Here is a 25,036-nt window from a genome sequence, read left to right as displayed (position 1 = left end):
ACCACAGCCGTTCTCAACCACGGCCGTTCTCGTCTACGCCGTCGACTCGCCGATGGCCTGGTCCAGGATCTCCAAACCCAGCCCCAGTTCCGCCTCCGTAGCGGTGAGCGGCGGCGCGATGCGGAACACCCCGCCCATGCCCGGCAACTGGACGATGTTCATGTGCAGCCCCAGTTCCAGGCAGCGCCGGGTCACGGCCGCGCCCAGTTCGTCGGAACTCCCCTTGGTGTCGCGGTCCACGACCAACTCGATCCCGACCAGCAGTCCCCTGCCCCGGATGTCGCCCACGACGTGGTGCCGCTCGGCGATCCCTTCGAGGCCACGGCGCAGCACTCCGCCGAGGTGCAGCGCGCGCTCGTCGAGGCGGTCGCGTTCCAGGACGTCGAGCACCGTGTTGCCGACCGCGGCGACCAGCGGGTCCGAGACGTGCGTGGTGAAGAACAGGAAGCCGCGGTCGTGCGCCTCCTGCTCGATCTCGGCGCTGGTCACCACGGCCGCCAGCGGCAGGCCCGCGCCGAGCGTCTTCGACAGCGTCAGGATGTCCGGGACGACACCGTCGCGCTCGAACGCGTACCAGGTGCCCGTGCGGCACAGCCCGGTCTGAGCCTCGTCGAGGATCAGCAGCATCCCGCGTTCGCGGCACTTCTCCAGCAGCGCCGCGAAGTACCCCGGCGGCGGTTCGAGCAGGCCGCCCGACGACAAGATCGGCTCCACCAGGCACGCGGCCAGGCTGCCGACGGACTGGGCGTCGACCAGGTCGAACCCGAAGTCCAGTTGCCGCCGCCAGTCGAGCGTGCCATCGGGGTGGGTGAAGTCCGGTCGGTAGGTGTTCGGCGCCGGGATGGCGAAGTTGCCCGGCGAGGACGGGCCGTAGCCCTTGCGGCCCGCGCTGTAGGTCGCGTTCGCCGCGGCCTGCGTCATGCCGTGCCACGACCGCGCGAACGACACGACCTCGTGCTTGCCGGTGACGAGCTTCGCCATCCGGATCGCCGCCTCGTTCGACTCGGCGCCGGTGGTCAGCAGCAGCGCCTTCTCCAGCGGCGCGGGCAGCGTCCCGGCCAGCCGCCGGGCCAGGTCGACGACCGGGCGGCTCAGCATCCCGCTGAACAGGTGGTCCAGCGACCCGATCTGGCGCCGCACGGTGTCGACGATCTCCGGGTGCGAGTGGCCGAGGATCGCGCTCATCTGGCCGGACGTGAAGTCGAGGATGCGGCGGCCGTCCTCGGTGTGGACGAAGCTCCCGGCGGCGCCACTGATGATCTCGGGGGTGAACTCGCCGCCGTAGCGGACGAGGTGGCGTCGGGCGTCGGCCCAGAAGTCGGTGGACGTCGGTGCGGTCGTCGGAGCAGCCATGTCCTCGAAGCTAGGACCGCCCGAGCGACACGTCCATCTCACAATTCCGACTGTGCTGTTCGGCGGAACCGCACAACAATGGCGCCATGCTGAACCCGTGGCGGCTCCGGCTGCTGAGCCAACTGGACATCCTGGGCACGGTCCGCGCGGTCGCCGAGGCGGCCAACCTGAGCGCGTCGAGCGTGTCCCAGCAGCTCGCCGTCCTCGAAGCCGAAACGCACACCCACCTGCTGGAACGCACCGGCCGCCGGGTCCGGCTCACGCCCGCCGGGTTGGTGCTGGCGCGGCGGAGCAGGGCGATCCTCGACCACATGAACACCGTCGAGGCCGAGCTGCGCGGTCTCGGGGAGGAGCCGTCCGGGCTCGTGCGGGTGGGCGCGTTCCAGAGCGCGATCCACACCCTCGCCGTGCCTGCCGTGATCGAGCTCGCACGCACCCACCCGCACGTCGACGTCGAGCTGCTGGAGCTGGAACCGCACGAGAGCGTCCAGGCGCTGCGCGTCGGGGACGCGGACCTGATCATCACCACGCAGGACTTCGTCACGCTGCCGCTCGGCCCGGACATCGACGTGGTCCCGCTGGCGAGCGACGGGATCGTGCTCGTCGTGCCGTCGGACCACGCGGGTCGCGGGCCGACCGACCTCGCCGCCTACGCGGGCGAGCCGTGGGCGTTCGACATCCCCCAGTCGTACATGGCGAACCTGACCACCCGGCTGTGCCGCCAGGCGGGGTTCGAGCCCAGGGTCGTCTGCCGGTTCAGCAACTACATGATGACGTTGCAGCACGTCGAGGCCGGTCTCTCGGTGGCGCTGCTGCCCGCGCTCGCGGTCGACCCCCACTACCGGGTCGCCACGCGGGAACTGGCCCCGGCCGTCTCCCGCACGATCACGGCCATGACCCGGCGCGGCGCCCGGCCGCACGCGGCGGTCCGCCTCGTGCTCGACACCGTGCGCAGGCAGCCGGTGCCCACCGACCCCCGGTGAGCCCGTTCACAGCGCCGAGAGCACACCCAGGTCCACGCCCACGAGCGACTCGCGGAAGACCCGCCGTTCGCCCTGGTCGACCTCCACGTCGCACGGCACCACGAGCACCGTGCAGCCCGCGGCGACGGCGGAGGACACCCCGGTCGGCGAGTCCTCGATCGCGACGCAGTCGGCCGCCTCGACGCCGAGCAGCCGGGCGGCCTTCAGGTACGGCTCGGGCAGCGGCTTGTTGAGGCCGTCGACCTCGTCGCCGCACACCGTCACGTCGAACAGGTCACGGCCGATCGTGTCCAGCGCGACCTCGGTCAACGCCCGCTCGGTCGACGTCACCAGCGCCATCGGCACCCCGGAGTCCCGCACGGCGCGCAGCGCGTCCACGGCTCCCGGCCGCCACGGCAGGCCCGCCCGGAACACCTCCTCGGTGCGGCGCGCGATCCACACGGCGGCGTCGGTCAGGTCGTCCGGCGTCGGCTCCAGCCCGAACTCGGCGAACAGCAGCGCGAGCGTGGTGGGCACGTTCGACCCGACCATGGCGTGCCTGGTCTCGAGCGACAGCGTTCCGCCGAGCTTCTCCGCGTACTCGTAGAGCGGGATGTCCCAGAGCTTCTCCGAGTCGAGCAGGGTGCCGTCCATGTCCCACAGGACGGCGGCGGGCCGCCTTCCGGGGAGGGCAGTTCCATCAGGCATGGGAGTACTTCGCTTCCGGGTGGTGCGCGGCGAACGCGTCGGTCGGCTGGTCGGTGGGGCCTGCTCCGGACGGTTCGAAGATCCGGTCGGAGGTGCCGCGGTCGGCGGGGTTGGGCGGATCGGACCCGAAAGTGTTGGTCTCGACGGAGTCAGGTCCTGCCTCCGGGCAGGCGCGGCGCACACCTCGCCCGACATCCGGCCTGGTGGCGTTCAGCAACTCGCGACAACCGCTGTGACCTGCGAAGTCCTCCCGCAGGACCCTCACCGGCGGGAGCGCGGCGTCCGTCGTGCCGCCCGCGCCGACCACTCGATCTTCGAAAGCGGCCGCCACGGGTGAGGAGACACGATCCGCCATGCGCCAAGCCTACGGGCAACCAACTTGGCTCCGGGTCGTAGTCTGACCCGGTGACCGATCCGGACCAGGCCTCCCCCACCCCCTACGACCCTCGGAAACCCCTCACCAACCCGATCATGGTGGCGGCGTTCGAGGGCTGGAACGACGCTGGAGACGCAGCCAGTACCGCGATCGAACACCTGCAACTCACCTGGGACGCGACTCCTCTGGCGGAGATCGATCCCGACGACTACTACGACTTCCAGGTGACGCGGCCCACGGTCCGCATGGTGGATGGCATCACCCGAAGGGTGGAATTCCCGACCACTCGCCTGACCGTGTGCCGTCCGCCGGGTTCCGCGACCGACGTGGTGCTCGTGCACGGCATCGAGCCGAACATGCGGTGGAGCAAGTTCGCGGCGGAACTCCTCGGCCACATCGAGGGCCTCGGCATCACCACCGTGGTGACGCTGGGAGCGCTGCTCATGGACACCCCGCACACCCGCCCGGTCCCGGTGACCGGCACCGCCTACGACGAGGAGTCGGCGGCGAAGTACGGCCTGGAGCGCTCCCGCTACGAGGGGCCCACCGGGATAGTGGGCGTCTTCCAGGACCTGTGCGTCCAGGCGGGCATCCCGGCCATCTCGTTCTGGGCCGCCGTGCCGCACTACGTCTCCCAGCCCCCGTCGCCCAAGGCCACCCTCGCACTCCTGCACCGGGTCGAGGAGGTCCTCGACGTCGAGGTGCCGCTCGGCGCCCTGCCCGAGCAGGCGGAGGAGTGGGAGCGGACCGTCAGCGAGATGGCGGACGAGGACGAGGACGTCCGCAACTACGTGCGCGCCCTCGAGGAGCGCGGTGACGCGGAGATCGAGATCACCGAGGAGAGCGGCGACGCCATCGCGGCCGAGTTCGAGCGCTACCTCCGCCGTCGGGGCCGCGGTCCCGGCAAGGGCCCGGCGGGCCTGTAGCCACCGGTGCCGTCACCGCCCCGAGCGGTGGCGGCACCGACTTTTCCGCCACCACCGCGAGCCCGTCCTCCCTACAGTGGTAGCCACCCTGGGGAGGTGGGTTCGGCCATGGCTGAAGCGGAGTGGAGCGAGATCCTGGCGGGGATGGACCGCCACCGGGGCAGACGGCACCGGTCGCCGGACCGGATCTCGCTCCCGGACCTGATGGACCTGCACCGGGTGCCCGCGGTCAGCGTCGCCGTCACCGGGGACGGTGTCGTCCCGTGGGCGGCGGCGTACGGGACGGCGACGACCAGCACGATCTTCCAGGCGTGCTCGATCAGCAAGCACGTCGCCGCGTTCGGCACCCTGCGCCTGGTGGACCAGGGCGTCCTGGACCTGGACGAGGACGTCCACACCTACCTCACCTCGTGGCGCCTGCCCGCCGACGACGGGTGGCGGGCGCGCACGACCGTGCGCCAGTTGCTGGCCCACACGGCGGGCCTGTCGTCGAACTGGTTCCGCGGCTTCCACCAGGACGACCAGGTCCCGACGTTGCGCCAGGTCCTGGACGGCGAACCACCGGCCACCACCCCGCCGGTGCGGGCGACCACGCTGCCCGGCAGCCGCTTCCGCTACTCGGGCAGCCACTACGCCGTCCTCCAGCAGGTGCTGGAGGACGTCACCGACACCCCGTTCACGACCCTCATGCACACCCTGGTCCTGGAACCGCTGGACATGCGGGACAGCAGCTACGACCAGCAGTTCCCCCTGCACCACGACACCGCGACCGGCCACCACGCGGAGGGCACCCCGCTCGGCGGCGGGTGGCGCGTGCAGCCGGAACTCGCGGCGGCGGGCCTGTGGACGACCCCGTCCGACCTGGTCCGCCTGGGGGCGGAGATCCGCACCCGCGCCCTCTCGCTGCTCACCGCCGACACCACCGAGCAGATGCTGACCCCGCAGGTCCCCGGCGGTTACGGGCTGGGGGTCCACGTCGACGCGGCGGGCAGGTTCGGCCACACCGGTGGCAACCTCGGGTACGGCTGCTGGACGTTCACCTGGCCCGACGCCGGGGCCACCATGGCGGTGATGATCAACAACGAGCTGGCGGACGAGGTCCTCATGGGCCTGCTGGACGAGGCGGAACGCCGGTACGGCACGTCGCGGCCCGGTGCGGTCGAGGGCTCTCCGACCGGCACGTGGCGCCTGCGCGACGACTACCGGATCGACATCACCGAGACCGACGGCGGGCTGGTGCTCACGTCACCCGGCCAACCTCCGCTGGCCCTGCACCCGCTGGGCCGGGGGCGGTACCGCGCGGGCGCCCTCGACTGCGAGATCAGGCGGACCGACCGGGACACCCTGGAACTGCGGCAGGAGGACGACGTCCGGACCGCCACCCGCGAGCGGTGATCCCCCTACTCGGACCGTGCGGCGGGTGGAGTTGACTGTCCACGGCCCCGCACCACGATCCGACCAGGACCCATGACCACGACGACACCCCGCACCGGCTGGCGGGACAGGGCGACCATCGCGGCCCTCTACGCGGGCGGCTTCCTCGGCCCGTTCGGCGGCGCGATGACGACCTCGATCCTCCCCGAGATCGGCGCCGACTTCGACCGCTCCGGCGGTGAGGCGGCGACGACCCTCAGCTCGTACCTGCTCCCGTTCGCCGGTCTCATGCTCGTCTCCGGCACGCTCGGGGCCAGGTGGGGAGCACTGCGCACGGTCCGGATCGCCTACGTCGTCTACGTACTGGCGTCGGTGCTCTGCGCCGTCTCCTGGACGTTCCCGGTCCTGCTGGGCGGCCGGGCGATCCAGGGCGCGGCCAACGCCTTCACCACCCCGCTGCTGCTCGCGGCCATCGCCGCCGTCACGGAGCGGGAACGCCTCGGCCGCACCCTCGGCGTCTTCGCGTCCATGCAGGCGGCGGGCCAGACGTCGGCCCCGCTCGTGGGCGGTCTGGCGGCGGAGGCGTCCTGGCGCTGGGCGTTCGTCGGCGCGGCCGTGGTGGCCGCCCTGCTCGCGTGGATCGGTCTGCCGAAGAACACCACCCCGACCGGCGACCGGCCGAAGCTGCGCAGCGCGTGGCGGCCCTCGGTGATCCGGATCGCCGCCACCGGGTTCGTCGGCTGGGGCTGCCTCGGCGGCATCTCGTTCCTGGTCGCCTTCCGGCTGGGTGACGGCTTCGGCCTGAGCGCGGGCGAACGGGGCGTGGTCCTCACCGGCTTCGGCCTCGCGGGCATCCTGACCGCGCGACTGGTGGGCCGGGCCGTCGACCGCTTCGGCGCCAAGCGGTGCGTGCAGGTGGGGGCGATCACCGGCGGGGTGCTGCTGGCTGCGGTGGCGACGCTCCCGTCGATCTGGGCCGTCGGCCTGCTGTGGGCGCTGGCCGGGGCGTGCAGCCAGGGTGTCGTCGTCGGCGTGCACGCCATGGTGCTCACGGGCGACAGCGCCAACCGGGGCGGCTCGGTGTCGGTGGTGCAGTCCCTCCGGTTCCTCGGGGGCGCGCTGTCACCGATCGCCTTCGTGCCGCTCTACCACCTCGACCCGGTCGTCGCGTTGCTCGTCCCCGCCGCCCTGCTCGTCGTCGTGGCCCCACTGGCGGTTCAGCGCCACCAAGCCGGCTAGCGCGTACAGCCCGGCCTGCGCGTCGAGCAGCACGGGCAGCCCCAGCGGCACGACGAGCACCCCGGCGATCACCATCCCCAGCGCCTGGAACCCGTCGAACAGGGTGAAGAAGCTGCTCAGCACCCGTCCGCGGGAGCTGTCCGAGGTGTGGAGCTGGAGCACCGACATCATCCCGACCCCGCCCACGACGCCGGGCGCGCCGAGCACGGCGAACGCGACCAGGTAGAACAGCAGCGCGGTCGTCACGTACGCCGCGTTCCACATCAGCGCGGTGAGCACGCCGAACACCAGCAGCGCCCACGCGAGGAGGCGGCCGGCGGCGAACCTCCGCACCAGCACCCCCACCAGCACGCCGCCGAGCAGCCCGCCGACGGCCTGCACCCCGCGCAGCAGCCCGGTCTCCGCCTCGCCGCCGCCGAGCCGATCGGTCACGAACACCACGAACAGCACGACGAACAGGCCCTGCGCCATCGCCATCAGGCCGACGACCAGCACCATGAACCGCAACTGGCGCCGCGCGGCGATCTCCCGCAGGCCGTCCACCCACGCGCGCAGCACGGGCGGGTGCGCCACGACCGGTGGGGAGACGCCGAACCCGCGCACCAGCAGCAGGGCCGCCAGCAGGAACGACGCGGCGTCGGCGAGCAGCACCCCGGGCAGGCCGGTGTACCCGAGCAGCACGCCGCCCAGCGACGCGCCGAGCAGTCGGGCGAGGTTGACGCCGACGCCGATCAGCCCGTTGGCGGCGGGCAGGTCGGCGCGCTCCACCAGCGACGGCAGCAGCGCGCCGCGCGCGGGTTCGAACAGCGCCGCGAGCCCGGCCTGGCAGGCCGTGACGACGTTGACCAGCACGAGGTCCTCGGCGCCGCGCACGGCGAGCAGCGGCAGCAGCGCGAGCGCTTGCAGCACGCTGATCAGCAGCATCAGCCGTCGCCGGTCCCACCGGTCGGCGAGCACGCCCGCCACCGGGGACAGCGCGAGGCTCGGCAGCAGCGCGACGACGAACGTGGTCGCGGTCGCGGAGACCGAGCCGGTGAGCTGGTAGACGTAGACCGGCATCGCGACCTGGAGCACCCAGTCGCCGATCTCGGAGACGAACCCGGCGGCCAGCAGCCGTCGGAAGCCGGGGTTCGCGAGCGGGCCGGTCACCGGAGGAACGCCCGGACGCCGAAGTGGACCGGCGCGGCGCCCTCCGGCGCGTCCTGGCGCACCGGCACGAGGTAGGGCCGCAGCAGGTCGTCGACGATCCCGACCAGCCCGGTCAGCTCCTCCGGCGTGACGTTGAGGGCGTACCCGTGCAGCGCGGACGCCTCCAGCCACTCGCGCGGCAGCTCGTGCTGCCGCTCCAGGAACCGCTGGACCAAGCGGTTGTCCTCGTTGAGCTGCAACGCCGCCAGCGCGTCCTGCTGGGTGCGCACGGCGGGGTCCTCGTCGAACGCGCCGACGTCGAAGCCGACCTCGGTGGCGCGCCACGGCCGTTCCCGGCCGTCCGTGCCCTCGACGCGCTCCACGAAGCCGAACCTGGCGAGCTGCCGCAGGTGCCAACTGCAATTGGACGCGCTGGACCCGACCTCGGCGGCGCACTCGCTGGCGGTGCGCGGGCCGACCGACAGCAGGTGGTTGACCAACGACACGCGAAGCGGGTGCGTCAGCGCCTTCAGCGCCTCGACGTCGGCGACCCGGCGCGGCTGGGGAAACGTCACGACCACTCCTGAAAGAGTTCTTTCGAAATATCTCTTTCAGAGTTGCACGGGATCGCGCGCACGGCAAGGGCCGGGCCCTCCGAGGAGGACCCGGCCGAACGGGTTCAGGTCAGGTGGTGATGTCCCGGCGCCGGAAGGCGGTGAGCCCGGCGGCCACGAGCGCGGCGGCGATCAGCACCAGCCACACCAGCGGCACGGGGTCGACGTCCCCCGCCGGGAACCTCGGGATGTGGGTGTACGGCGACAGGTCCATCGCCCACTGGTCCAGCTCCAGCAGCGGCCCGAGCTGGCCGAGCAGAAGGAACACGACGAGCGCGACCCACCCGGTGGCGACCAGGCGCGGAGCCGCGCCGAACGCCAGCACCACGATGCCGGTGAGCACCCACACCGCGGGCACCTGCAACAACGCCGAGGCGAACACCGGCCCGAACCGGCTCATGTCGCCGGACGACGCGCCGTGCGACAGCCCGGCGCCCGCGCCCGTCGCCGCGACCAGCAGCACCGGGCCGCCGAACGCGATGGCGAGGTGGCTCCACGCCCACCTGGTCCGCGAGACCGCCGCGGCCAGCAGCGGTTCGGCGCGCTGGCCCGTCTCCTCGGTCCGCAGCCGCAGCGCGGCCTGGATGCCGTAGATCGACGCGACCAGGCCCATGACGCCCATCTCCGCGGAGATGAACGCGTCGGTGAGCGCGTCCGTGCCGCCCAGCTTCGCGACCATCTCCCGCGCGGACGGGCTGTCGACGAACCCGCCGACGTTGCCCGCGATGTTGCCGAGCACCAGCCCGAGCCCGGCGAACGCCGCGGTCCAGCCGAACAGCGATCCCCGGTGCAGCCGCCAGGCCAGCGCGAGCGTGCTGCCCAGCCGCGTGGACCCGGCGGGACCGAGCCGGTCGGCGACCAGGCCCGCGCCGATGTCCCGGCGCTCGACCAGCGCGAACGCCCCCATCACGACCACGGCGGCGAAGCCGAGCAGGACCAGCAGGACCCACCAGCGGTCACCCGAGTAGGGCCGGAACTGCTGGCCCCAGCCGATGGGCGAGAGCCACGACATCCACGTGGGGCCGTCCGGACCGGCCGTGTCGCCGACCGCCCGCAGGACGTACACGAAGCCGAGCACGATCGCGGCGAGGCTGGTCGCGCCGCGGGCCGTGGACGAGACCTGCGCGGTGGTGGCGGCGATCCCCGCGAAGGCGATCCCCACACCGCCCCAGGCGAGGCCGAACGCGAACGAGCCCGCCATCGGCATGCCCGCCCCCGCCACGCCCACGGCCGTGAGCAGCGCCAGCACCGCGTTGGTGCCGATGGCGACGATCAACGCCGAGGTGAGCGGGGCGTACCGGCCGACGACGGTGGCGCCGACCAGTTCGAGCCGCCCGGACTCCTCCTCGGCGCGGGTGTGCCGGACGACGACGATGATCGACAGCAGCGCGATCATCACCGCGCCGAGGCCACCGGTCTTGACCATCGAGATGCCACCCTCCGAGGAGGGGTCGTACACCCGGCCGTACAGCGCGACCAGCGCCGTCGTGTTGTTCGCCGCGGTGGCGGAGGCCACGCGCGACTCGACCGTCGAGTAGAGGTCGGCGGCGGCCGCGGCGGACCCCACCGCCAGCAGCACGATGCCCGCGATCCAGCCGGGCAGCAGGACCCGGTCGCGGCGCAGCGCGAGCCGCACCAGCGCGCCCGTGCCCACGAACCCGCCGGTCACCGCGGCGCCCTCGCGCGCCGCCGAAGCGGTTCCGGGGTCCGGCCGCGACACGACGGTGCTCATCGCGCCACCACCGGGTCCGCCGACGGCTCGGGCTCGTAGTGCCGGAGGAACAACTGCTCCAACGTGGGCGGGTGGCTCGCCAGGCTGCGGACACCGGCCTGGGTGAGCTGCCGGAGCACGGCGTCGAGCTGGTCGGTGTCCACGTCGAAGTGGACGCGCAGCCCCTCGACCTTGAGGTCGTGCACGCCGGGCAGCGCGGCCAGGCCGTTCGGCGCGGACGCGAGTTCGGCGGAGATGCTGGTGCGGGTGAGGTGGCGCAGTTCCGCGAGCGTGCCGGACTCGACGGTCCGGCCCGCGCGGATGATGCTCACCCGGTCGCAGAGGGCTTCCACCTCGGCGAGGATGTGGCTGGAGAGCAGGACGGTCCTCCCCTGGACCCGCTCCTCCTGGACGCACTCCTGGAACACGGCCTCCATCAGCGGGTCCAGCCCGGAGGTCGGCTCGTCCAGGATCAGCAGTTCGACGTCGGAGGCGAGGGCGGCGACCAGCGCCACCTTCTGCCGGTTGCCCTTCGAGTAGGCCCGGCCCTTCTTGCGCGGGTCCAGCTCGAACCGCTCCAGCAACTCGGCTCGACGCGTCGGGTTGAGGCCGCCGCGCAGCCTGCCGAGCAGGTCGATGACCTCGCCGCCGGACAGGGTCGGCCACAGCGTGACGTCGCCCGGCACGTAGGCCAGCCTGCGGTGCAGGGTGACCGCGTCCTTCCACGGGTCGCCGTCGAGGAGGCGGGTGGTGCCCGCGTCGGCTCGCAGCAGGCCCAGCAACACCCGGATGGTGGTCGACTTGCCCGCCCCGTTGGGGCCGAGGAACCCGTGCACCTCTCCGGTGCGGACGGTCAGGTCGAGACCGTCCAACGCACGCGTCGGGCCGAAGGTCTTCACCAGGCCCGACACGGATATCGCTTCTGTCATGATCCGTAAGCTACGCTTGTTTCACAAATTCGTGAAGTTCTGAAATACGATAAGGTTCCGACTCGAATCGGACGAAGGGGATGAGGCGGCGGTGACCGGAGTGGCGGAGAGCGAGAACCAGCAGATCGTGCGCTTCATCGAGCGCTTCTCCTCGGTGTTCACCGACTCGGGCATGGCCCGCATGCCCGCGCGCGTCTTCGTCGCGCTGCTGGTCAGCGAGACGGGCCGGATGACGGCGGCCGAACTGGGCGACCTGCTCCAGGTCTCCCCCGCCGCGATCTCCGGCGCCGTGCGCTACCTGAGCCAGGTCGACCTGGTCCGCCGCGAGCGGGAGGTCGGCTCCCGCCGCGACGTCTTCCAGGTCTCCGACGACGTCTGGTACGAGGCCGTCTTCCACAAGGACCAGATGCTCGAACGCTGGTCGGTGCCGTTGAAGGAGGGTGTCGAGGCGCTCGGCCCCGACACCCCCGCGGGCAAGCGCCTCAACGAGACGCTGGCCTTCTTCAAGTTCATCCACCGGGAGATGCCGGACATGCTGGACCGGTGGCGCGCCTACCGCGAGGAGACCTTCGGCGCCTGAACCCGGACCGCCGACGTGCCGAGACCGGTCGGCGTCCCGACCCGCTTCGGTTCCGCCACGTCCGTGCTCGGCGTCGTCACCACGGGCCCGACCGGTGCGGGTGACACCGCCGCGGTCGGCACCGAACCACTCGATCGAGGGACACCGTGACCGCTCGGCACCACGCCGCGCGGTGAGCCGGCCGGCACGGGCAGGACGCCTGCACCGCGCCCACGGGGCAGCGCGCCGGGCGGGACCGTCGCACCGGGCAGACCGGCGCCCGACACCGCGAACCACTGCCTGCTGAACCCTCCCGGCCCCGCGACCGACCCCGGCACCGACGAGCCCGGCGCGGGCCGCCCGACCGACCGGTCGCGGCGCAGTTCGGCCTCGCCGTAGCGCACCACCTTCCGGTGCCACTCCAGGATGCCGGACATCCACTCCTTCAAGCCCTCGGCCTGCCCGGTCAGGATCGCGCGCACCGAGTCGTCCAGGTCGAACTCCTCGAACAGCTTCGGCAGGTCGTTCGCGACGATGTGCTCGAACTGGCTCATCCGGTCGGCCATCAGCCTCGCCACCACGTCCCTGGCCGCGAACCGGTCGACCTCCAGGAAGTTCTGCACCACGACGACCATGTTGTGCGCCTCACCCTCGAACTCGACCTCCTTCTGGTAGGAGAAGAGGTCGTTCGTGAAGCAGGCGTAGTCCTGGGCCGCCGTCTCCATCTCGCGGACCACCCGCGTGTCGTAGACGGCGCGCGGCACGGAGTTCCAGTTGGCCAGCCGGTTCAGGCTCATCGTCATGTCCGAGCCGAACGTCCTGCGACGCATCTCGACGTAGTCGACGGGGTCGGGCACCCGGTGCTGCGCCTGGTTGAACACCTCCCAGACCCAGCTCTCGGTCATGTCCTCCACGGTCTGGCGGAACTCCTGCCGCGCGCCCGGCTCCATCGGCCCGGCGGTGCGCCGCCACAGGTCCCGCAGGCCCAGCTCGACCGGGTTCGCGGGCTCGGGGGTCCCGCCGTCGTCGACCGGCATGAACAGCGACAACCGCTCGTTGAACGCCTTGGCCGCCACGACGTCGCGCGCCGCCCCGAACACCAGCGGGAAGTAGTCGTCGCCGTAGGTGCCCCAGGCGAGCCAGTCCGAGGTCAGGTCGAGGCCGTCCGGGGTGGCGTCGGCGTCGATCATCGCCGCGCAGTGCGCGAAGTCGTAGCCGACGAACTTCCGCTCGTCCCAGAGGTCGTCGAGCATCCCCATCTCCCGCGCCCAGGCGACCGCGTGCTCCCGCGCGGCGTCGAGGTGCGGGCTGGTGCGGACGGCGAACGGCATGGGGAAGTCCGGCAGCGGGAGGTGGCCGACCTGCTCGAACGGGGTGAAGCCGAACTGCCGCGCGCGCCGCCGCGCCCCGGTCGCGGCGGGCGAGAACATCCGGCTCGCCGACGTGCCGAACCCGGACGGTCCACCGAGGACGCTGGTGCCGGTCGCCGCCTCCTCGTTCATGTACCGGCTGGACACGGCGTGCCACTCGTGGCCGCCGGACTGCCAGTCCTGCAACCCCTTCACGTACGCGGCCACGCCGAGCTGCTCGTGCGGCGGGATCCCGTGCTCGGCCATCAGCGCGGGGACCTCGACCAGCGCGGTGTTCTCGAACTGGTGCAGCCGCGAGGTCAGCAGCTCGTTGACCAGGTCGGCGGACTGCTGGGTGGTGCAGCCGAGGAACTTCTCGAACACCAGCACGGCGTTCGAGTTCTCGCCCTCCTCCTCGACCTCGCGCTGGTAGGAGAACAGGTCGTTGCGCAGGTGCACGGCGTCGGAGAACGTGTCCGACAGCAGCCTCATGGGTCGCAGCGCCGCGATGCCGTCCGGGACCTCCGCGCCCACCGCGTACTCGACCAGCCCGGCCGACCACGGGGCCCCGCCGACCCGGCGGCGCATCTGGAGGTACTCGATCGGGTTCGCGATCCGACCCAGCTCGATGTTGTCGAGCTCCCACATGGACTCGACCATCAGGTTGTGCGTCACGGTGGTGAACCGCCGCCGCCAGCCGTCCGACATGGACGGGACCGTGCGCCGCCACAGGTCGTGCAGCCCGGCCTCGGCGGGGTTGGTCACCTCGGGGGCCCGCGCGTCGCCGGCCGTCATGAACCGCTCGAGCCGGTCCAGGTACGCCCGCGCCCCGTCGTGGTCGCGGGTGTACTTGAACTGCTCGAGGAAGTGGTCGTCGAAGAAGAAGACCCAGACGTACCAGTCGGTGATCAGGTCGAGCGCGTCGCCGTCGCAGTCCGGATGGGTGTAGGCGCACATCAGCGCGTAGTCCATCCTGGCGAGCGCGGCCGGGGTCCACACCACACCGCCGCCGGGCTTCGGGGCCGACAGCATCCCCATCTCCTCGGCCCACGCCGCGCTGTGCGCGCGTGTGCGTTCCAGGTGGGGGTTGATCCTGGCCGGGTGGGGCAGGTAGAAGTCGGGCAGCGTGAACGCCTGCATGGGTGGGACTGCTCCTTCGGACCGGCTGCTTCGGGCTCGACGTACGACCCTCGCAACCGACCCGGTGCCCGGACAACGACCATTGGGGCGGCCGACCGGTTCTGGCGGGTGAACCCCGTGCTACTGACCGTGGGGGTGATCATCGCCTTGGCCGCGCCGCCCTGGGGCGCACGACCTGGGATTTCACCCGGTGGTGAGGTCCGCGCACACCGATGGGCCACCCGATCCCAAGGTGGCCCATCGGTTTCGCGACGCGGTCAGCCGGTGATCAGGCTGACCCCGTAGACGGACAGGATCTCGTTGACCGGCTGGAAGTAGGTCTCCCCGCCGGAGGTGCAGTCACCGGAACCACCCGAGGTCACACCCTGCGCCTGGGTCCCGCTGACCCAGGAACCGCCGGAGTCGCCGGGCTCGGCGCACGCGTTCGTCCGGGTCAGGCCCGAGACGGACCCCTCCTGGTAGTTCACCGTCTCGTCCTTGGACTGGACGGTGCCGCAGTGCCACCCGGTCGTGGAACCCGAGCGGCACACCGACGCGCCGACGGCCGCCTCGGTGGACCCCGACACGATCACGTCGGAGCCGCCGTAGTGGTTGACCTTCGCCGTGGGCGTCCAGCCGGAGCCGGTGGTCACGTACGAGTAGTCGTTGCCGGGGAACGAGGACCCCTCGAACGAGCCCATCGACTGGCCACCGGACGTCACGGAGTCACCGGCCGAGCCGCAGTGGCCCGCCGACACGAACCCGCCGGACACGGCGAACCCGATGGAGCACCGCGACGAGCCGTTGATGTTGTAGGCGTCGCCGCCGCGGATGTCCGCGTACAGCCTCGGCGCCCGGTCCGCCTCCACGACCGAGACGGGACCCGCCGCCTTGGCCGTGTCGAGGAACTTCGCGACCTCACCGTCGACGGCCCCGCGCTTCACGGTCACCACGACCGAGTTGGCCTTGGTGTCGACGTACCACCCGGTCACCGCGCCGGGCGCCTTGCCAGCCCGGTCGATCTTGCCCTTGGTGTCGGCCAGCGTCGTCGCGCTGTTCGCCACCACCTTCGGCTCGGCGCCGAGTGCCTTCACCACCCTGGACTTCGCCTCGTCGGTGACGCCCACGACGAGCTTCCCGCTGTCCGCGTCGAACCACGCCCCGCCGTAGGCGGCCCCGACGAACTCCTGGGCCGACCTCTGCGTCGCGGCGGCCGTCCGTTCCAACTCCAATCGCGCCTTCGCCTCGCCCGAGTCCAACCCGAGGTCGCGCTGGTAGGCGGCCAACACCTCGGCGGGTAGCGCGGCGGACGGTTCCGAGGCGGAGGCCAAGGCCGTACCGGGCACCACCGCGAGGGTCGCGAGCACTGCTGCTCCGGCTGCCCGCGCAACACTCGTGCACTTCATCCAGCTCTCCTCTTCCTCGGATGCAGGGACACCCCCGGAGGGGCGGAGGAGAACCGGCGCCGGGTCGAACGGCGTCGAGCGGACCTGTAACACCCAGCGTCCCGATGGCGATGAGGTGATCGACCACGTTGCTGCGTGGTCACGCGCTCGACCCGACACATGGCTCCGCGTCCCCATCGGCCCTGAACCACTCGACTCGGTTCCGGTCCTCCTAATGGGTGACGCTATGCAGGTGTGCCCGGAAGCGGGTAGGGCCGCCCGACGGTAGCGGCCATCCGGCCTAGCGGGGTAGTCGCGACGCGCGTTCCCGGTGATCCGGCCCGTTAAACGCGGATCCGGGTATTCGCATGTCAACGGGTAATTTTCCGTGCGAAGTTGCAACGATCGGTCCTACTCCCGGACCTCGAACATCACGACTATCTTCTGTAACCGGTCGATTACCGCTTCACCCGTTCGCGCGAACGTCCCATCCCTGCAGCTCAGTCGTTCGGCGTGCCGAACGACCGGGCGACACTGTCTTGAGGGAGACACCTGCAATGGGAGACGCTCGGATCACCAGACGTCTGGCCGGATTGGGCATGGCCGCCACCGCGGCCGTCGCCCTGGCCATCACCGCCGCCGCGCCCGCGTCGGCCGAAGGCCAGATCCTCGGTGCGGACCGCGCCGACGCCGTCAAGGACAGCTACATCGTCACGCTCAAGGAGAGCGCGTCGCCGCGGGCCGAGTCCGCGAAGACGGCGGGCTCCTTGACCTCGAAGTACGGCGGCCAGGTGCGTGCCGCGTTCAAGCACGCGATCAACGGCTTCTCCGTCACGATGACCGCCGACCAGGCCCGCAAGCTCGCCGCGGACCCCACGGTCGCCTACGTCCAGCAGGACGCGGTGGTCAAGCTCGCCGACACCCAGTCGCCGGTCCCCTCCTGGGGCATCGACCGGATCGACCAGCAGAACCTGCCTCTCGACAACAGCTACACGTACAGCACGACGGCGTCGAACGTGCACGCCTACATCGTCGACACCGGCGTGCGCACCACGCACTCCACGTTCGGCGGGCGTGCGACGTGGGGCACCAACACCTCCGGTGACGGCAACAACTCCGACTGCAACGGCCACGGCACCCACGTGGCGGGCACGGTCGGCGGCTCCGAGTACGGCGTCGCGAAGGGCGTCTCCATCGTCGCCGTCAAGGTGCTGAACTGCTCCGGCTCCGGCACGACCGCAGGCGTCGTCGCGGGCATCGACTGGGTGACCGCGAACGCCATCAAGCCCGCCGTGGCCAACATGAGCCTCGGTGGCGGCGTCGACACGACCCTGGACAACGCGGTCGCGAACTCCATCGCCTCGGGTGTCTCCTACGCCATCGCGTCGGGCAACTCGAACGCCAACGCGTGCAACTTCTCCCCGGCACGCGTCGCCACGGCGCTCACGGTGAACGCGTCGACCAACACCGACGCGCGTGCCTCGTTCTCGAACTTCGGCACCTGCACCGACCTGTTCGCCCCCGGCCAGAACATCGTGTCGTCGTGGAACACCAACGACACGGCCACGAACAACATCAGCGGCACGTCGATGGCGGCACCGCACGTCGCGGGCGCGGTGGCCCTCTACCTGGCGGACAACCCGTCCGCGAGCCCGGCGACCGTCCACTCGGCGATCGTCAACGCCGCGACCAGTGACAAGATCACCAGCCCCGGCACCGGTTCGCCGAACAAGCTGCTGTTCACCGGCACCGGTGGCGTGCCAGGCAACCCGTCGGTCGCCAACCCCGGCGCGCAGACCAGCACCGTCGGCACGGCCGTCAGCCTCCAGCTCTCGGCGTCGAACGGCACCGCGCCGTACACCTGGACCGCCACCGGCCTCCCGGCGGGCCTGTCGATCAGCTCCTCGGGCCTGATCTCCGGCACGCCCACCACCGCGGGCACCTCCTCTGTGACGGCGACCGCGACGGACGCCGCCGCGAAGACCGCTTCGGCGACCTTCTCCTGGGTCGTCAACCCGATCGGCTCCGGCTGCGACCCGGCCACCAACGGCACCGACGTGGCGATCCCGGACAACTCGGACGTGAGCAGCTCCATCGCGCTGTCCTGCTCCGGCAACGCCTCCGCGACCACGAAGGTCACGGTCGCGATCGTCCACACCTACATCGGTGACCTGGTCGTCGACCTCGTCGCGCCGGACGGCACCTCGTACAACCTGCACAACCGCACCGGTGGCAGCACGGACAACATCAACCAGACGTACACGGTGAACGCCTCCAGCGAGGTCGCCGCCGGTACCTGGAAGCTGCGGGTCCGCGACCAGGCGTTCCTCGACACGGGTCGCATCGACTCGTGGACGCTGGACGCGTAGGTCCCGACCCATCCCGTGGGTGAGCCGCCCCGCCCGGCTCACCCACGGGCCCCACAGCACGGAAAAGGCCGTCCTGCTCAGCGCAGGACGGCCTTTGTGCTCCTCCGGCTAGAGCGCCACGCCCAGCAGCGCGTCCACGGCGTCGCGCACGAGCGCCGGGGCCGAGTGGTCCGAGCCGCCCGAGGCCAGCGCGTCGGCGGCCCAGGCGTCCACGGCGGCCAGCGCGCGCGGGGTGTCCAGGTCGTTGCCGAGGTGGTCGCGCAGCCGGGCGATGGTGTCCTCCGCGGACGGGGCCGCCACCAGTGCCGTCGCGGCGCGCCAGCGGTCGAGCCTGGTCAGCGCCTCGTCGAGCAGCGCGTCGCTCCACGGTCGGTCGGACCGGTAGTGGCCCGCGAACAGCGCGAGCCGGACGGCGTTCGGGTCGACCTTCTGGGCCCGCAGCTTCGACACGAAGACCAGGTTGCCCCTGGACTTCGACATCTTCTCCCCGTCGAGGCCGATCATGCCCGCGTGCACGTAGTGCCGGGCGAAGGGGTGCTCGCCGGTCAACGCCTCCGCGTGCGCGGAGCTGTACTCGTGGTGCGGGAAGACGAGGTCCGAGCCGCCGCCCTGGACGTCGAACGCGGTGCCGAGCCGGTTGAGGGCGATGGCGCTGCACTCGATGTGCCAGCCGGGGCGGCCCGCGCCGAGGTCCGACGGCCACGCGGGCTCGTCCGGCCGTTCCAGGCGCCACAGCAGGGCGTCCAGCGGGTGCCGCTTGCCGGGGCGGTCGGGGTCGCCGCCGCGCTCGGCGAAGAAGCCCAGCATCGTCTGCTCGTCGTAGTTCGACTCGTAGCCGAACCGGCCGGTGACGGTGTGGTCGAAGTAGACGTCGGGGTACTCGGCGTCGTCCACGCGGTACGCGGCGCCGTCGGCGACGAGCTTCGCGATGGCCTCGACGATCTCCGGGATCGCCTCGACCGCGCCGATGTACTGGCGCGGGGGCAGGACCCGCAGCGCCTCCATGTCCTCGCGGAACAGCGCGGTCTCCCGCATGCCGAGCACGACCCAGTCGTCCTGGTCGCGGGCCGCGCGCTCCAGCAGCGGGTCGTCGATGTCCGTGACGTTCTGCACGTAGTGGACGTCGTGGCCGTTGTCGAGCCACAGCCGGTGCACGAGGTCGAAGGCGAGGTACGTGGCCGCGTGGCCGAGGTGCGTGGCGTCGTACGGCGTGATGCCGCAGACGTACAACCTGGCGGTTTCGCCCGGCGCCGTCGGGCGGACCTCGCCCGTGGCCGTGTCGAACAACCGCAGGGGTCGAGGTTCGCCCGCTACCCGCGGCACTGGGATGGATGACCAGGTCTGCATGGGTTCGACCCTAACCCGAGTGCGCGGACTGGGAGGACTTCTCGTCTGCTGGGACGCCGGTCACACCCCTCCGCGCCAGCGCCGACGGCCACCAGACCGCGCGGCCGATGTCCACGGTGAGGGCGGGCACGAGCAGCGAGCGCACGATGAGCGTGTCCAGCAGGACGCCGAACGCCACCAGGAACGCGATCTGCGCGAGGAACAGGATCGGCAGGACCGCGAGCGCGGCGAACGTCGCCGCGAGCACGACACCGGCCGAGGTGATCACCCCGCCGGTGACGGACAGGCCGATCAGCGTGCCCTCGCGCGTGCCGTGCCGGATCGACTCCTCGCGCACCCTGGTCATCAGGAAGATGTTGTAGTCGATGCCGAGCGCCACCAGGAACACGAACGCGAACAGCGGCACGCTCGGGTCCGCGCCGGGGAAGCCGAGCACGTGGTCGAACACCAGCGCGGCCACGCCCAGGGTCGCGGCGAACGACAGCACGACGGTCGCGATCAGCAGCAGCGGCGCCAGCAGGGCGCGCAGCAGCAGCGCCAGGATGAGGAAGATCACCAGCAGCACCACGGGGATGATCACCCGCAGGTCGCGCTTCGCGGTGTCCTGCACGTCGACCTGGATCGCCGTGACACCGCCGACGATCGCGCCGCCCACCGGGCGCAGGTCGGTCCGGAGCTGCCGCAGCGCCGTCGTCGCCTCCGCGCTGTCGGCCGGGGCCTTCAACGTGGCGAGCAGCTCGACCTTGCCGTCGACGACCTTGTCGCTCGACGGCGCGACCTCCGCGACACCGGGCACCGCCTTGGCCTTGGTCACGGCCTCCTGCGCCGCCGACTGGTCCACGACGATCACCGCGGGCGAGCCCGTGCCGCCGTCGAAGTGCTCGGTCAGCACCTCCTGCCCGGTCACCGACTCGACCGGGTTGAGGAAGAAGTCCGTCTGCGCCACGCCGTTCGCCTTGAGCTGCGGCACGAACGCGACGCCCACCAGCAGCACCAGAGTCGTCACGATCCACGTCGCCCGAGCCCGCCGTCCGACGAACGCGGACACCCGCTGCCAGAGCCCGGTCTCCTTGTGCGCCACCGTGTCGAACTTCGGCCGGAACGGCCAGAACGCCGACCGGCCGATCAGCGCCAGCATCGCGGGCAGGAACGTGAGCGTCGCGACCAGTGACGCGGCGATGCCGATCGCCGCGACCGGCCCGAGGCCCTGGTTCGACTTCAGGTCCGACAGCAGCAGGCAGAGCAGGCCGATGATCACCGTCCCGGCGGACGCCACGATCGGCTCCAGCGACCGCTTCATGGCCGTCCGCAGGGAACTCCAGCGGTCCTCGTGCCGGTGCAGCTCCTCCCGGAACCGCGCGACGAGCAGCAGCGAGTAGTCCGTGGACGCGCCGAACACGAGGATGAACAGGATGCCCTGGCTCTGCCCGTTGAGCGTCAGCACGTCCTCGCGCGCCAGCAGGTACACGGCGATGACCGCCAGGCACAGCGCCAGCCCCGCGTTGAGGATCACCACGAGCGGCAGCAGCGGGCTGCGGTAGACGACGAGCAGGATCAGCGCGACCACGACGGCCGTCACGAGCAGCAGCAGCCCGTCGATGCCGCCGAACGCGTTGGCGAAGTCGCCGAGGATGCCCGCGGGCCCGGTGACGTGCACGGTCAACCCGGACGGCAGCCCTTCGCGGACCAGCGCGCGCAGGTCCTCCACGACGTCGGTGATCTCCGAGCCGACGGGCTTGAGCGGCACGATGATCTGCGCGGCCTCGCCGTCCTCGGAGGGCACCGGACCGACGACGTCGCCCGCGAGGCCGTCGAACGTCGCCAGTGCCGCGCCCCGGCCGACGGTCGCGCGCAGGTCCTCCTCGGTCAGCCCGCCGTCGCGCTCGAACACCACGAGCGCGGGCAGCGACTCCTGGTCCGCGAACCGCTTCTGCCAGTCGGCGACCTCGGTGGCCTCCGCGGAGGCGGGCAGGAACGACGCGTTGTCGTTCTTCTGCACCTCCGACAGCTTCCCCTGCAACGGCCCGCCGATGCCGCCGACGAGCAGCCACACGGCGACCAGGAGCGCGGGCAGGGTCCAGCGGAGCCACTTCATGGTGCAGAAGGCTAGGCGGCCGTGATCAGGTCCGCCTGACGGGCGAGGTCACATGTCGGACAAGACGATCCGCCGGACGACCCGGTCGCGGGCGTACGCTCGGAACCGGGTCGTGGCTGAGGTGAGGTGGTCCCCGATGATCCTCGACATCGTGCGCGGCGTGCTGGGCCTCGCCGTCGTGGGACTCGGTGCCAGCGCCCGCGTCATCAAGCAGTTCGAGCAGGGCATCGTCTTCCGGTTCGGCCGGGTGCGCGAACAGCTCCGCGGCCCCGGACTGACCATGCTGGTGCCGGGCGTGGACCGGCTGCGGAAGGTCAACCTCCAGATCGTCACGCTCCCCATCCCCGCCCAGGACGGCATCACCCGCGACAACGTGACCCTGCGCGTGGACGCGGTGGTGTACTTCAAGGTCGTCGACCCGGTCCGGGCCGTGGTGAACGTCGAGGACTACCGCTTCGCGATCCTCCAGGTGGCGCAGACCTCCCTGCGCTCCATCATCGGGAAGAGCGAGCTGGACGACCTCCTGTCCAACCGCGAACGCCTCAACCAGGGGCTGGAGCTGATGATCGACACGCCGGCGCTCGGCTGGGGCGTCGACATCGACCGCGTGGAGATCAAGGACGTGGCGCTGCCCGAGGGCATGAAGCGCTCGATGTCCCGGCAGGCCGAGGCCGAGCGGGAGCGGCGGGCGCGGATCATCACCGCGGACGGCGAGCTCCAGGCGTCGGTGAAGCTGTCGCAGGCCGCCGAGACGATGGAGAACACCCCCGCCGCGCTGCAGCTTCGGCTGCTCCAGACGATCGTCGAGGTGGCCGCGGAGAAGAACTCGACGCTGGTGCTGCCGTTCCCGGTGGAGCTGCTGCGGTTCCTGGAGAAGAGCTCGGACGCCCTGGACCGCCGGGCCGCCCAGGTCGGGGACCCTGAACCGAACAAGCCGGGGGAACAACTCCCCGGCTGACCGATTGCCGCCCGTTCCACGCGGGTGGAGCATGGGTGCCGCTCACGTCCACGAGACGAGGGAGGCGCCAGTGACGACGCTCAGGCCCACACCGGTGGTCGTGCACCCCGGCGCCGCCCGACCACGGCCCAAGGGCGGGCTGCTGCTCTCGCTGTTCCGCACCACCGATCCCAAGGTGATCGGGCTGCTGTACCTCGTGACGTCGTTCGCCTTCTTCATGGTCGGCGGCGTCATGGCGCTGCTGATGCGCGGCGAACTGGCCCGCCCCGGCATGCAGTTCCTGTCGAACGAGCAGTACAACCAGCTCTTCACCATGCACGGCACGATCATGCTGCTGCTCTACGCCACCCCGATCCTGTTCGGCTTCGCCAACTACGTCCTGCCGCTCCAGATCGGCGCCCCGGACGTGGCGTTCCCCCGCCTCAACGCGTTCTCCTACTGGCTGTTCCTGTTCGGCGGCCTGATCGTCCTGTCCTCGTTCCTGACGCCCGGCGGCGCGCCGGACTTCGGCTGGACGGCGTACACACCGCTGAGCAGCGCGATCCACAGCCCCGGCATCGGCGCGGACCTGTGGATCATGGGCCTGGCGGTCTCCGGTCTCGGCACGATCCTCGGCGGCGTCAACATGACGACGACCGTCGTCTGCCTGCGCGCGCCCGGCATGACGATGTGGCGGATGCCGATCTTCACCTGGAACATCCTGGTGACCAGCATCCTGATCCTGCTGGCGTTCCCGATCCTCACCGCCGCCCTGATGGGGCTGGCCGCCGACCGCCACATCGGCGCGCACGTGTTCGACCCGGCCAACGGCGGCGTCATCCTGTGGCAGCACCTGTTCTGGTTCTTCGGTCACCCCGAGGTCTACATCGTGGCGCTGCCGTTCTTCGGCATCATCACCGAGGTCATCCCGGTGTTCAGCCGCAAACCCCTGTTCGGCTACAAGGGGATGGTGTTCGCGACCCTGGCCATCGCCATGCTGTCGGTCGCCGTGTGGGCGCACCACATGTACGCGACCGGCGCGGTGCTGCTGCCGTTCTTCGCGCTCATGACGTTCCTGATCTCCGTGCCGACGGGCATCAAGTTCTTCAACTGGATCGGCACGATGTGGCGCGGCCAGGTGACGTTCGAGGCGCCGATGCTGTTCAGCATCGGCTTCCTGGTCACGTTCCTGCTCGGCGGCCTCACCGGCATCCTGCTGGCGTCCCCGCCGATCGACTTCCACGTCACCGACACGTACTTCGTCGTCGCGCACTTCCACTACGTGCTGTTCGGCACCATCGTGTTCGCCACCTACGCCGGGATCTACTTCTGGTTCCCCAAGATGACCGGCCGGATGCTCGACGAGGGCCTGGGGAAGCTGCACTTCTGGACCACGTTCCTCGGCTTCCACCTGACGTTCCTGGTGCAGCACTGGCTGGGCAACGAGGGCATGCCCCGGCGCTACGCCGACTACCTGGCGAGCGACGGCTTCACGTTCCTCAACACCCTGTCCACCATCGGCTCGTTCCTGCTGGGCGCCTCGGTGCTGCCGTTCGTGTACAACGTCTTCCGCAGCTACCGCTTCGGCGACGCGGCCGCGGCCGACGACCCGTGGGGCTTCGGCAACTCCCTGGAGTGGGCCACCTCCTCGCCCCCGCCGCGGCACAACTTCACCGAACTGCCCAGGATCCGCTCGGAGCGGCCCGCGTTCGAGCTGCACTACCCGCACATGGTCCAGCGGATGCGCGACGAGTCCCACTTCTCGCTGCTGAAACCGGGCAAGCACCGCGTGGCGCACGACGAGACGACCGAGACGGCGCTCGCGGCGGACCGGGAGAGCCCTACGGAGCCTTGAGGTCGTCGCGCAGAGCGGCCACCCGCTCGCCCGGCAGGTCGACTTCCGCGAGGAGGCCCAGCGCCTCGTCGCGGTCGAGGTCGCCGTACACGTCGTGCAGGCTCCCCCGCAGCCCGTGGAACAGCGCTTCGTGCAGGACGGGTGTGCTCGCGGCCCGGCGGTAGAGGTCCCGTTTGAGCCGCCACGGCACCGGCCCGGACACGACCAGCACCCGCCGGGCTCGGCGCAACGGCCCCTCGGCCAACTCGTCGAGCCCCACGACCACCTCCGCGAACGCGGTGTCGACGGTCGCCGGGTCCTCGAACCAGTCGACCCACAGCGAGTACGTGACCGGCTCGGCGGACTCCGGCGCTTCCAACCGCCGCCGGTAGGCCGCCCAGAACACGACTTCCGCCTCCGGTGGCAGCGGTGTGGTCTTGAGGTACATCGCCACCGCGTACTGGTCCAGCAGGTCGAGCAACCCCAACGCCACCCGGACCCGCCCCACCACGTCCAACGACGGATCTTCGAGCACCTTGTCGGTCCACTCGTGCGCCACCTCGTTGGCGGAGCACCCCTCCCCGTCGCACGACCACACGTCACCACTCCCGGTCACGCCGCGCCCGACCAACCAGTCCCGCGCCAGCCGCGCGTCCTCGGAGTCCACGGCTCCAGTGTGACCGGTGCGGCCGGAACTCGCCCCGGACGCGGGTCCGGGGCGC

Annotated in this window: 20 protein-coding genes; 8 read left to right on the top strand and 12 right to left on the bottom strand. The window is 71.3% G+C overall.

Annotated features, from left to right (window positions below; genetic code table 11):
- Positions 1-33: 33 nt before the first annotated feature.
- Positions 34-1,353 (bottom strand): aspartate aminotransferase family protein, encoded by a 1,320-nt coding sequence (locus NZH93_RS41505; RefSeq protein WP_259628821.1) that lies wholly within the window; start codon positions 1,351-1,353, stop codon positions 34-36.
- Positions 1,354-1,439: 86 nt separating this feature from the next.
- On the opposite strand from NZH93_RS41505, the gene NZH93_RS41500 reads away from it, so the two are divergent.
- Complete coding sequence (locus NZH93_RS41500) at positions 1,440-2,336, top strand: LysR family transcriptional regulator (RefSeq protein WP_259628820.1); 897 nt, start codon at positions 1,440-1,442, stop codon at positions 2,334-2,336.
- Between the two features lie 6 nt (positions 2,337-2,342).
- On the opposite strand, the gene NZH93_RS41495 is transcribed toward NZH93_RS41500, so the two are convergent.
- Together NZH93_RS41495 and NZH93_RS41490 are read right to left on the bottom strand one after the other, a co-directional pair.
- Positions 2,343-3,023, bottom strand: coding sequence for an HAD family hydrolase (locus tag NZH93_RS41495; RefSeq protein WP_259628819.1), 681 nt, complete (start codon positions 3,021-3,023; stop codon positions 2,343-2,345).
- Positions 3,016-3,378: a homocysteine S-methyltransferase family protein gene (locus NZH93_RS41490; protein ID WP_259628818.1), complete on the bottom strand. Its 363-nt coding sequence runs from the start codon at positions 3,376-3,378 to the stop codon at positions 3,016-3,018. Before NZH93_RS41490 ends, NZH93_RS41495 begins: the two co-directional genes overlap by 8 nt.
- 50 nt (positions 3,379-3,428) lie before the next feature.
- Here NZH93_RS41490 and NZH93_RS41485 point away from each other — a divergent pair, with 50 nt between their 5' ends.
- The 3 genes from NZH93_RS41485 to NZH93_RS41475 all read left to right on the top strand — a co-directional run bounded on the left by NZH93_RS41485 (position 3,429) and on the right by NZH93_RS41475 (position 6,938).
- On the top strand, positions 3,429-4,325 hold the full coding sequence (locus NZH93_RS41485; RefSeq protein ID WP_372506986.1) for a PAC2 family protein: 897 nt from the start codon (positions 3,429-3,431) through the stop codon (positions 4,323-4,325).
- A gap of 108 nt (positions 4,326-4,433) precedes the next feature.
- Positions 4,434-5,720: a serine hydrolase domain-containing protein gene (locus tag NZH93_RS41480; RefSeq protein WP_259628817.1), complete on the top strand. Its 1,287-nt coding sequence runs from the start codon at positions 4,434-4,436 to the stop codon at positions 5,718-5,720.
- 72 nt (positions 5,721-5,792) lie between these two features.
- A complete protein-coding gene (locus tag NZH93_RS41475; RefSeq protein WP_259628816.1) occupies positions 5,793-6,938 on the top strand; it encodes an MFS transporter in 1,146 nt (381 codons plus the stop codon).
- Here the strand turns inward: NZH93_RS41475 and NZH93_RS41470 are convergent.
- From NZH93_RS41470 to NZH93_RS41455, 4 genes are all read right to left on the bottom strand, one after another.
- Complete coding sequence (locus NZH93_RS41470) at positions 6,822-8,087, bottom strand: MFS transporter (RefSeq protein WP_259628815.1); 1,266 nt, start codon at positions 8,085-8,087, stop codon at positions 6,822-6,824. The genes NZH93_RS41475 and NZH93_RS41470 overlap by 117 nt on opposite strands.
- A complete protein-coding gene (locus NZH93_RS41465) occupies positions 8,084-8,641 on the bottom strand; it encodes an ArsR/SmtB family transcription factor (protein WP_259628814.1) in 558 nt (185 codons plus the stop codon). The genes NZH93_RS41470 and NZH93_RS41465 overlap by 4 nt, the downstream gene beginning before the upstream one ends.
- Positions 8,642-8,750: 109 nt before the next feature.
- Complete coding sequence (locus tag NZH93_RS41460; protein WP_259628813.1) at positions 8,751-10,412, bottom strand: ABC transporter permease; 1,662 nt, start codon at positions 10,410-10,412, stop codon at positions 8,751-8,753.
- Positions 10,409-11,320 carry an ABC transporter ATP-binding protein gene (locus NZH93_RS41455; protein WP_259628812.1) on the bottom strand — a complete coding sequence of 304 codons (912 nt, stop codon included), beginning with the start codon at positions 11,318-11,320 and terminating at the stop codon, positions 10,409-10,411. The genes NZH93_RS41460 and NZH93_RS41455 overlap by 4 nt, the downstream gene beginning before the upstream one ends.
- Before the next feature lie 91 nt (positions 11,321-11,411).
- On the opposite strand from NZH93_RS41455, the gene NZH93_RS41450 reads away from it, so the two are divergent.
- Positions 11,412-11,900: a GbsR/MarR family transcriptional regulator gene (locus tag NZH93_RS41450; RefSeq protein WP_259628811.1), complete on the top strand. Its 489-nt coding sequence runs from the start codon at positions 11,412-11,414 to the stop codon at positions 11,898-11,900.
- Here NZH93_RS41450 and NZH93_RS41445 read toward each other — a convergent pair.
- Complete coding sequence (locus NZH93_RS41445; RefSeq protein ID WP_259628810.1) at positions 11,873-14,368, bottom strand: terpene synthase family protein; 2,496 nt, start codon at positions 14,366-14,368, stop codon at positions 11,873-11,875. The genes NZH93_RS41450 and NZH93_RS41445 overlap by 28 nt on opposite strands.
- A gap of 257 nt (positions 14,369-14,625) precedes the next feature.
- Positions 14,626-15,753, bottom strand: a complete 1,128-nt coding sequence (locus NZH93_RS41440) for a S1 family peptidase (RefSeq protein ID WP_259628809.1) — start codon at positions 15,751-15,753, stop codon at positions 14,626-14,628.
- Between the two features lie 536 nt (positions 15,754-16,289).
- Between NZH93_RS41440 and NZH93_RS41435 the strand changes: the two genes are divergently transcribed.
- Positions 16,290-18,101 (top strand): S8 family peptidase, encoded by a 1,812-nt coding sequence (locus NZH93_RS41435; RefSeq protein ID WP_259628808.1) that lies wholly within the window; start codon positions 16,290-16,292, stop codon positions 18,099-18,101.
- Positions 18,102-18,209: 108 nt separating this feature from the next.
- Here the strand turns inward: NZH93_RS41435 and mshC are convergent, their stop codons facing one another.
- A complete protein-coding gene (mshC, locus tag NZH93_RS41430; RefSeq protein WP_259628807.1) occupies positions 18,210-19,448 on the bottom strand; it encodes a cysteine--1-D-myo-inosityl 2-amino-2-deoxy-alpha-D-glucopyranoside ligase in 1,239 nt (412 codons plus the stop codon).
- A 10-nt stretch (positions 19,449-19,458) separates the two neighbouring features.
- A complete protein-coding gene (locus NZH93_RS41425) occupies positions 19,459-21,543 on the bottom strand; it encodes an MMPL family transporter (RefSeq protein ID WP_259628806.1) in 2,085 nt (694 codons plus the stop codon).
- Positions 21,544-21,679: 136 nt separating this feature from the next.
- Between NZH93_RS41425 and NZH93_RS41420 the strand changes: the two genes are divergently transcribed.
- A complete protein-coding gene (locus tag NZH93_RS41420; RefSeq protein WP_259628805.1) occupies positions 21,680-22,501 on the top strand; it encodes a slipin family protein in 822 nt (273 codons plus the stop codon).
- A gap of 70 nt (positions 22,502-22,571) precedes the next feature.
- Positions 22,572-24,335: an aa3-type cytochrome oxidase subunit I gene (ctaD, locus tag NZH93_RS41415; RefSeq protein ID WP_259628804.1), complete on the top strand. Its 1,764-nt coding sequence runs from the start codon at positions 22,572-22,574 to the stop codon at positions 24,333-24,335.
- Here the strand turns inward: ctaD and NZH93_RS41410 are convergent.
- On the bottom strand, positions 24,322-24,981 hold the full coding sequence (locus NZH93_RS41410; RefSeq protein WP_259628803.1) for a hypothetical protein: 660 nt from the start codon (positions 24,979-24,981) through the stop codon (positions 24,322-24,324). The two genes, ctaD and NZH93_RS41410, sit on opposite strands and share 14 nt — an antisense overlap.
- Positions 24,982-25,036 lie beyond the last annotated feature (55 nt).

Source organism: Umezawaea endophytica, assembly GCF_025061645.1.
Classification (GTDB): Bacteria; Actinomycetota; Actinomycetes; order Mycobacteriales; family Pseudonocardiaceae; genus Umezawaea; species Umezawaea endophytica.
The sequence above is the reverse complement of the archived record's forward strand: the minus strand, read 5'-3'. Positions and strand labels throughout refer to the sequence as shown.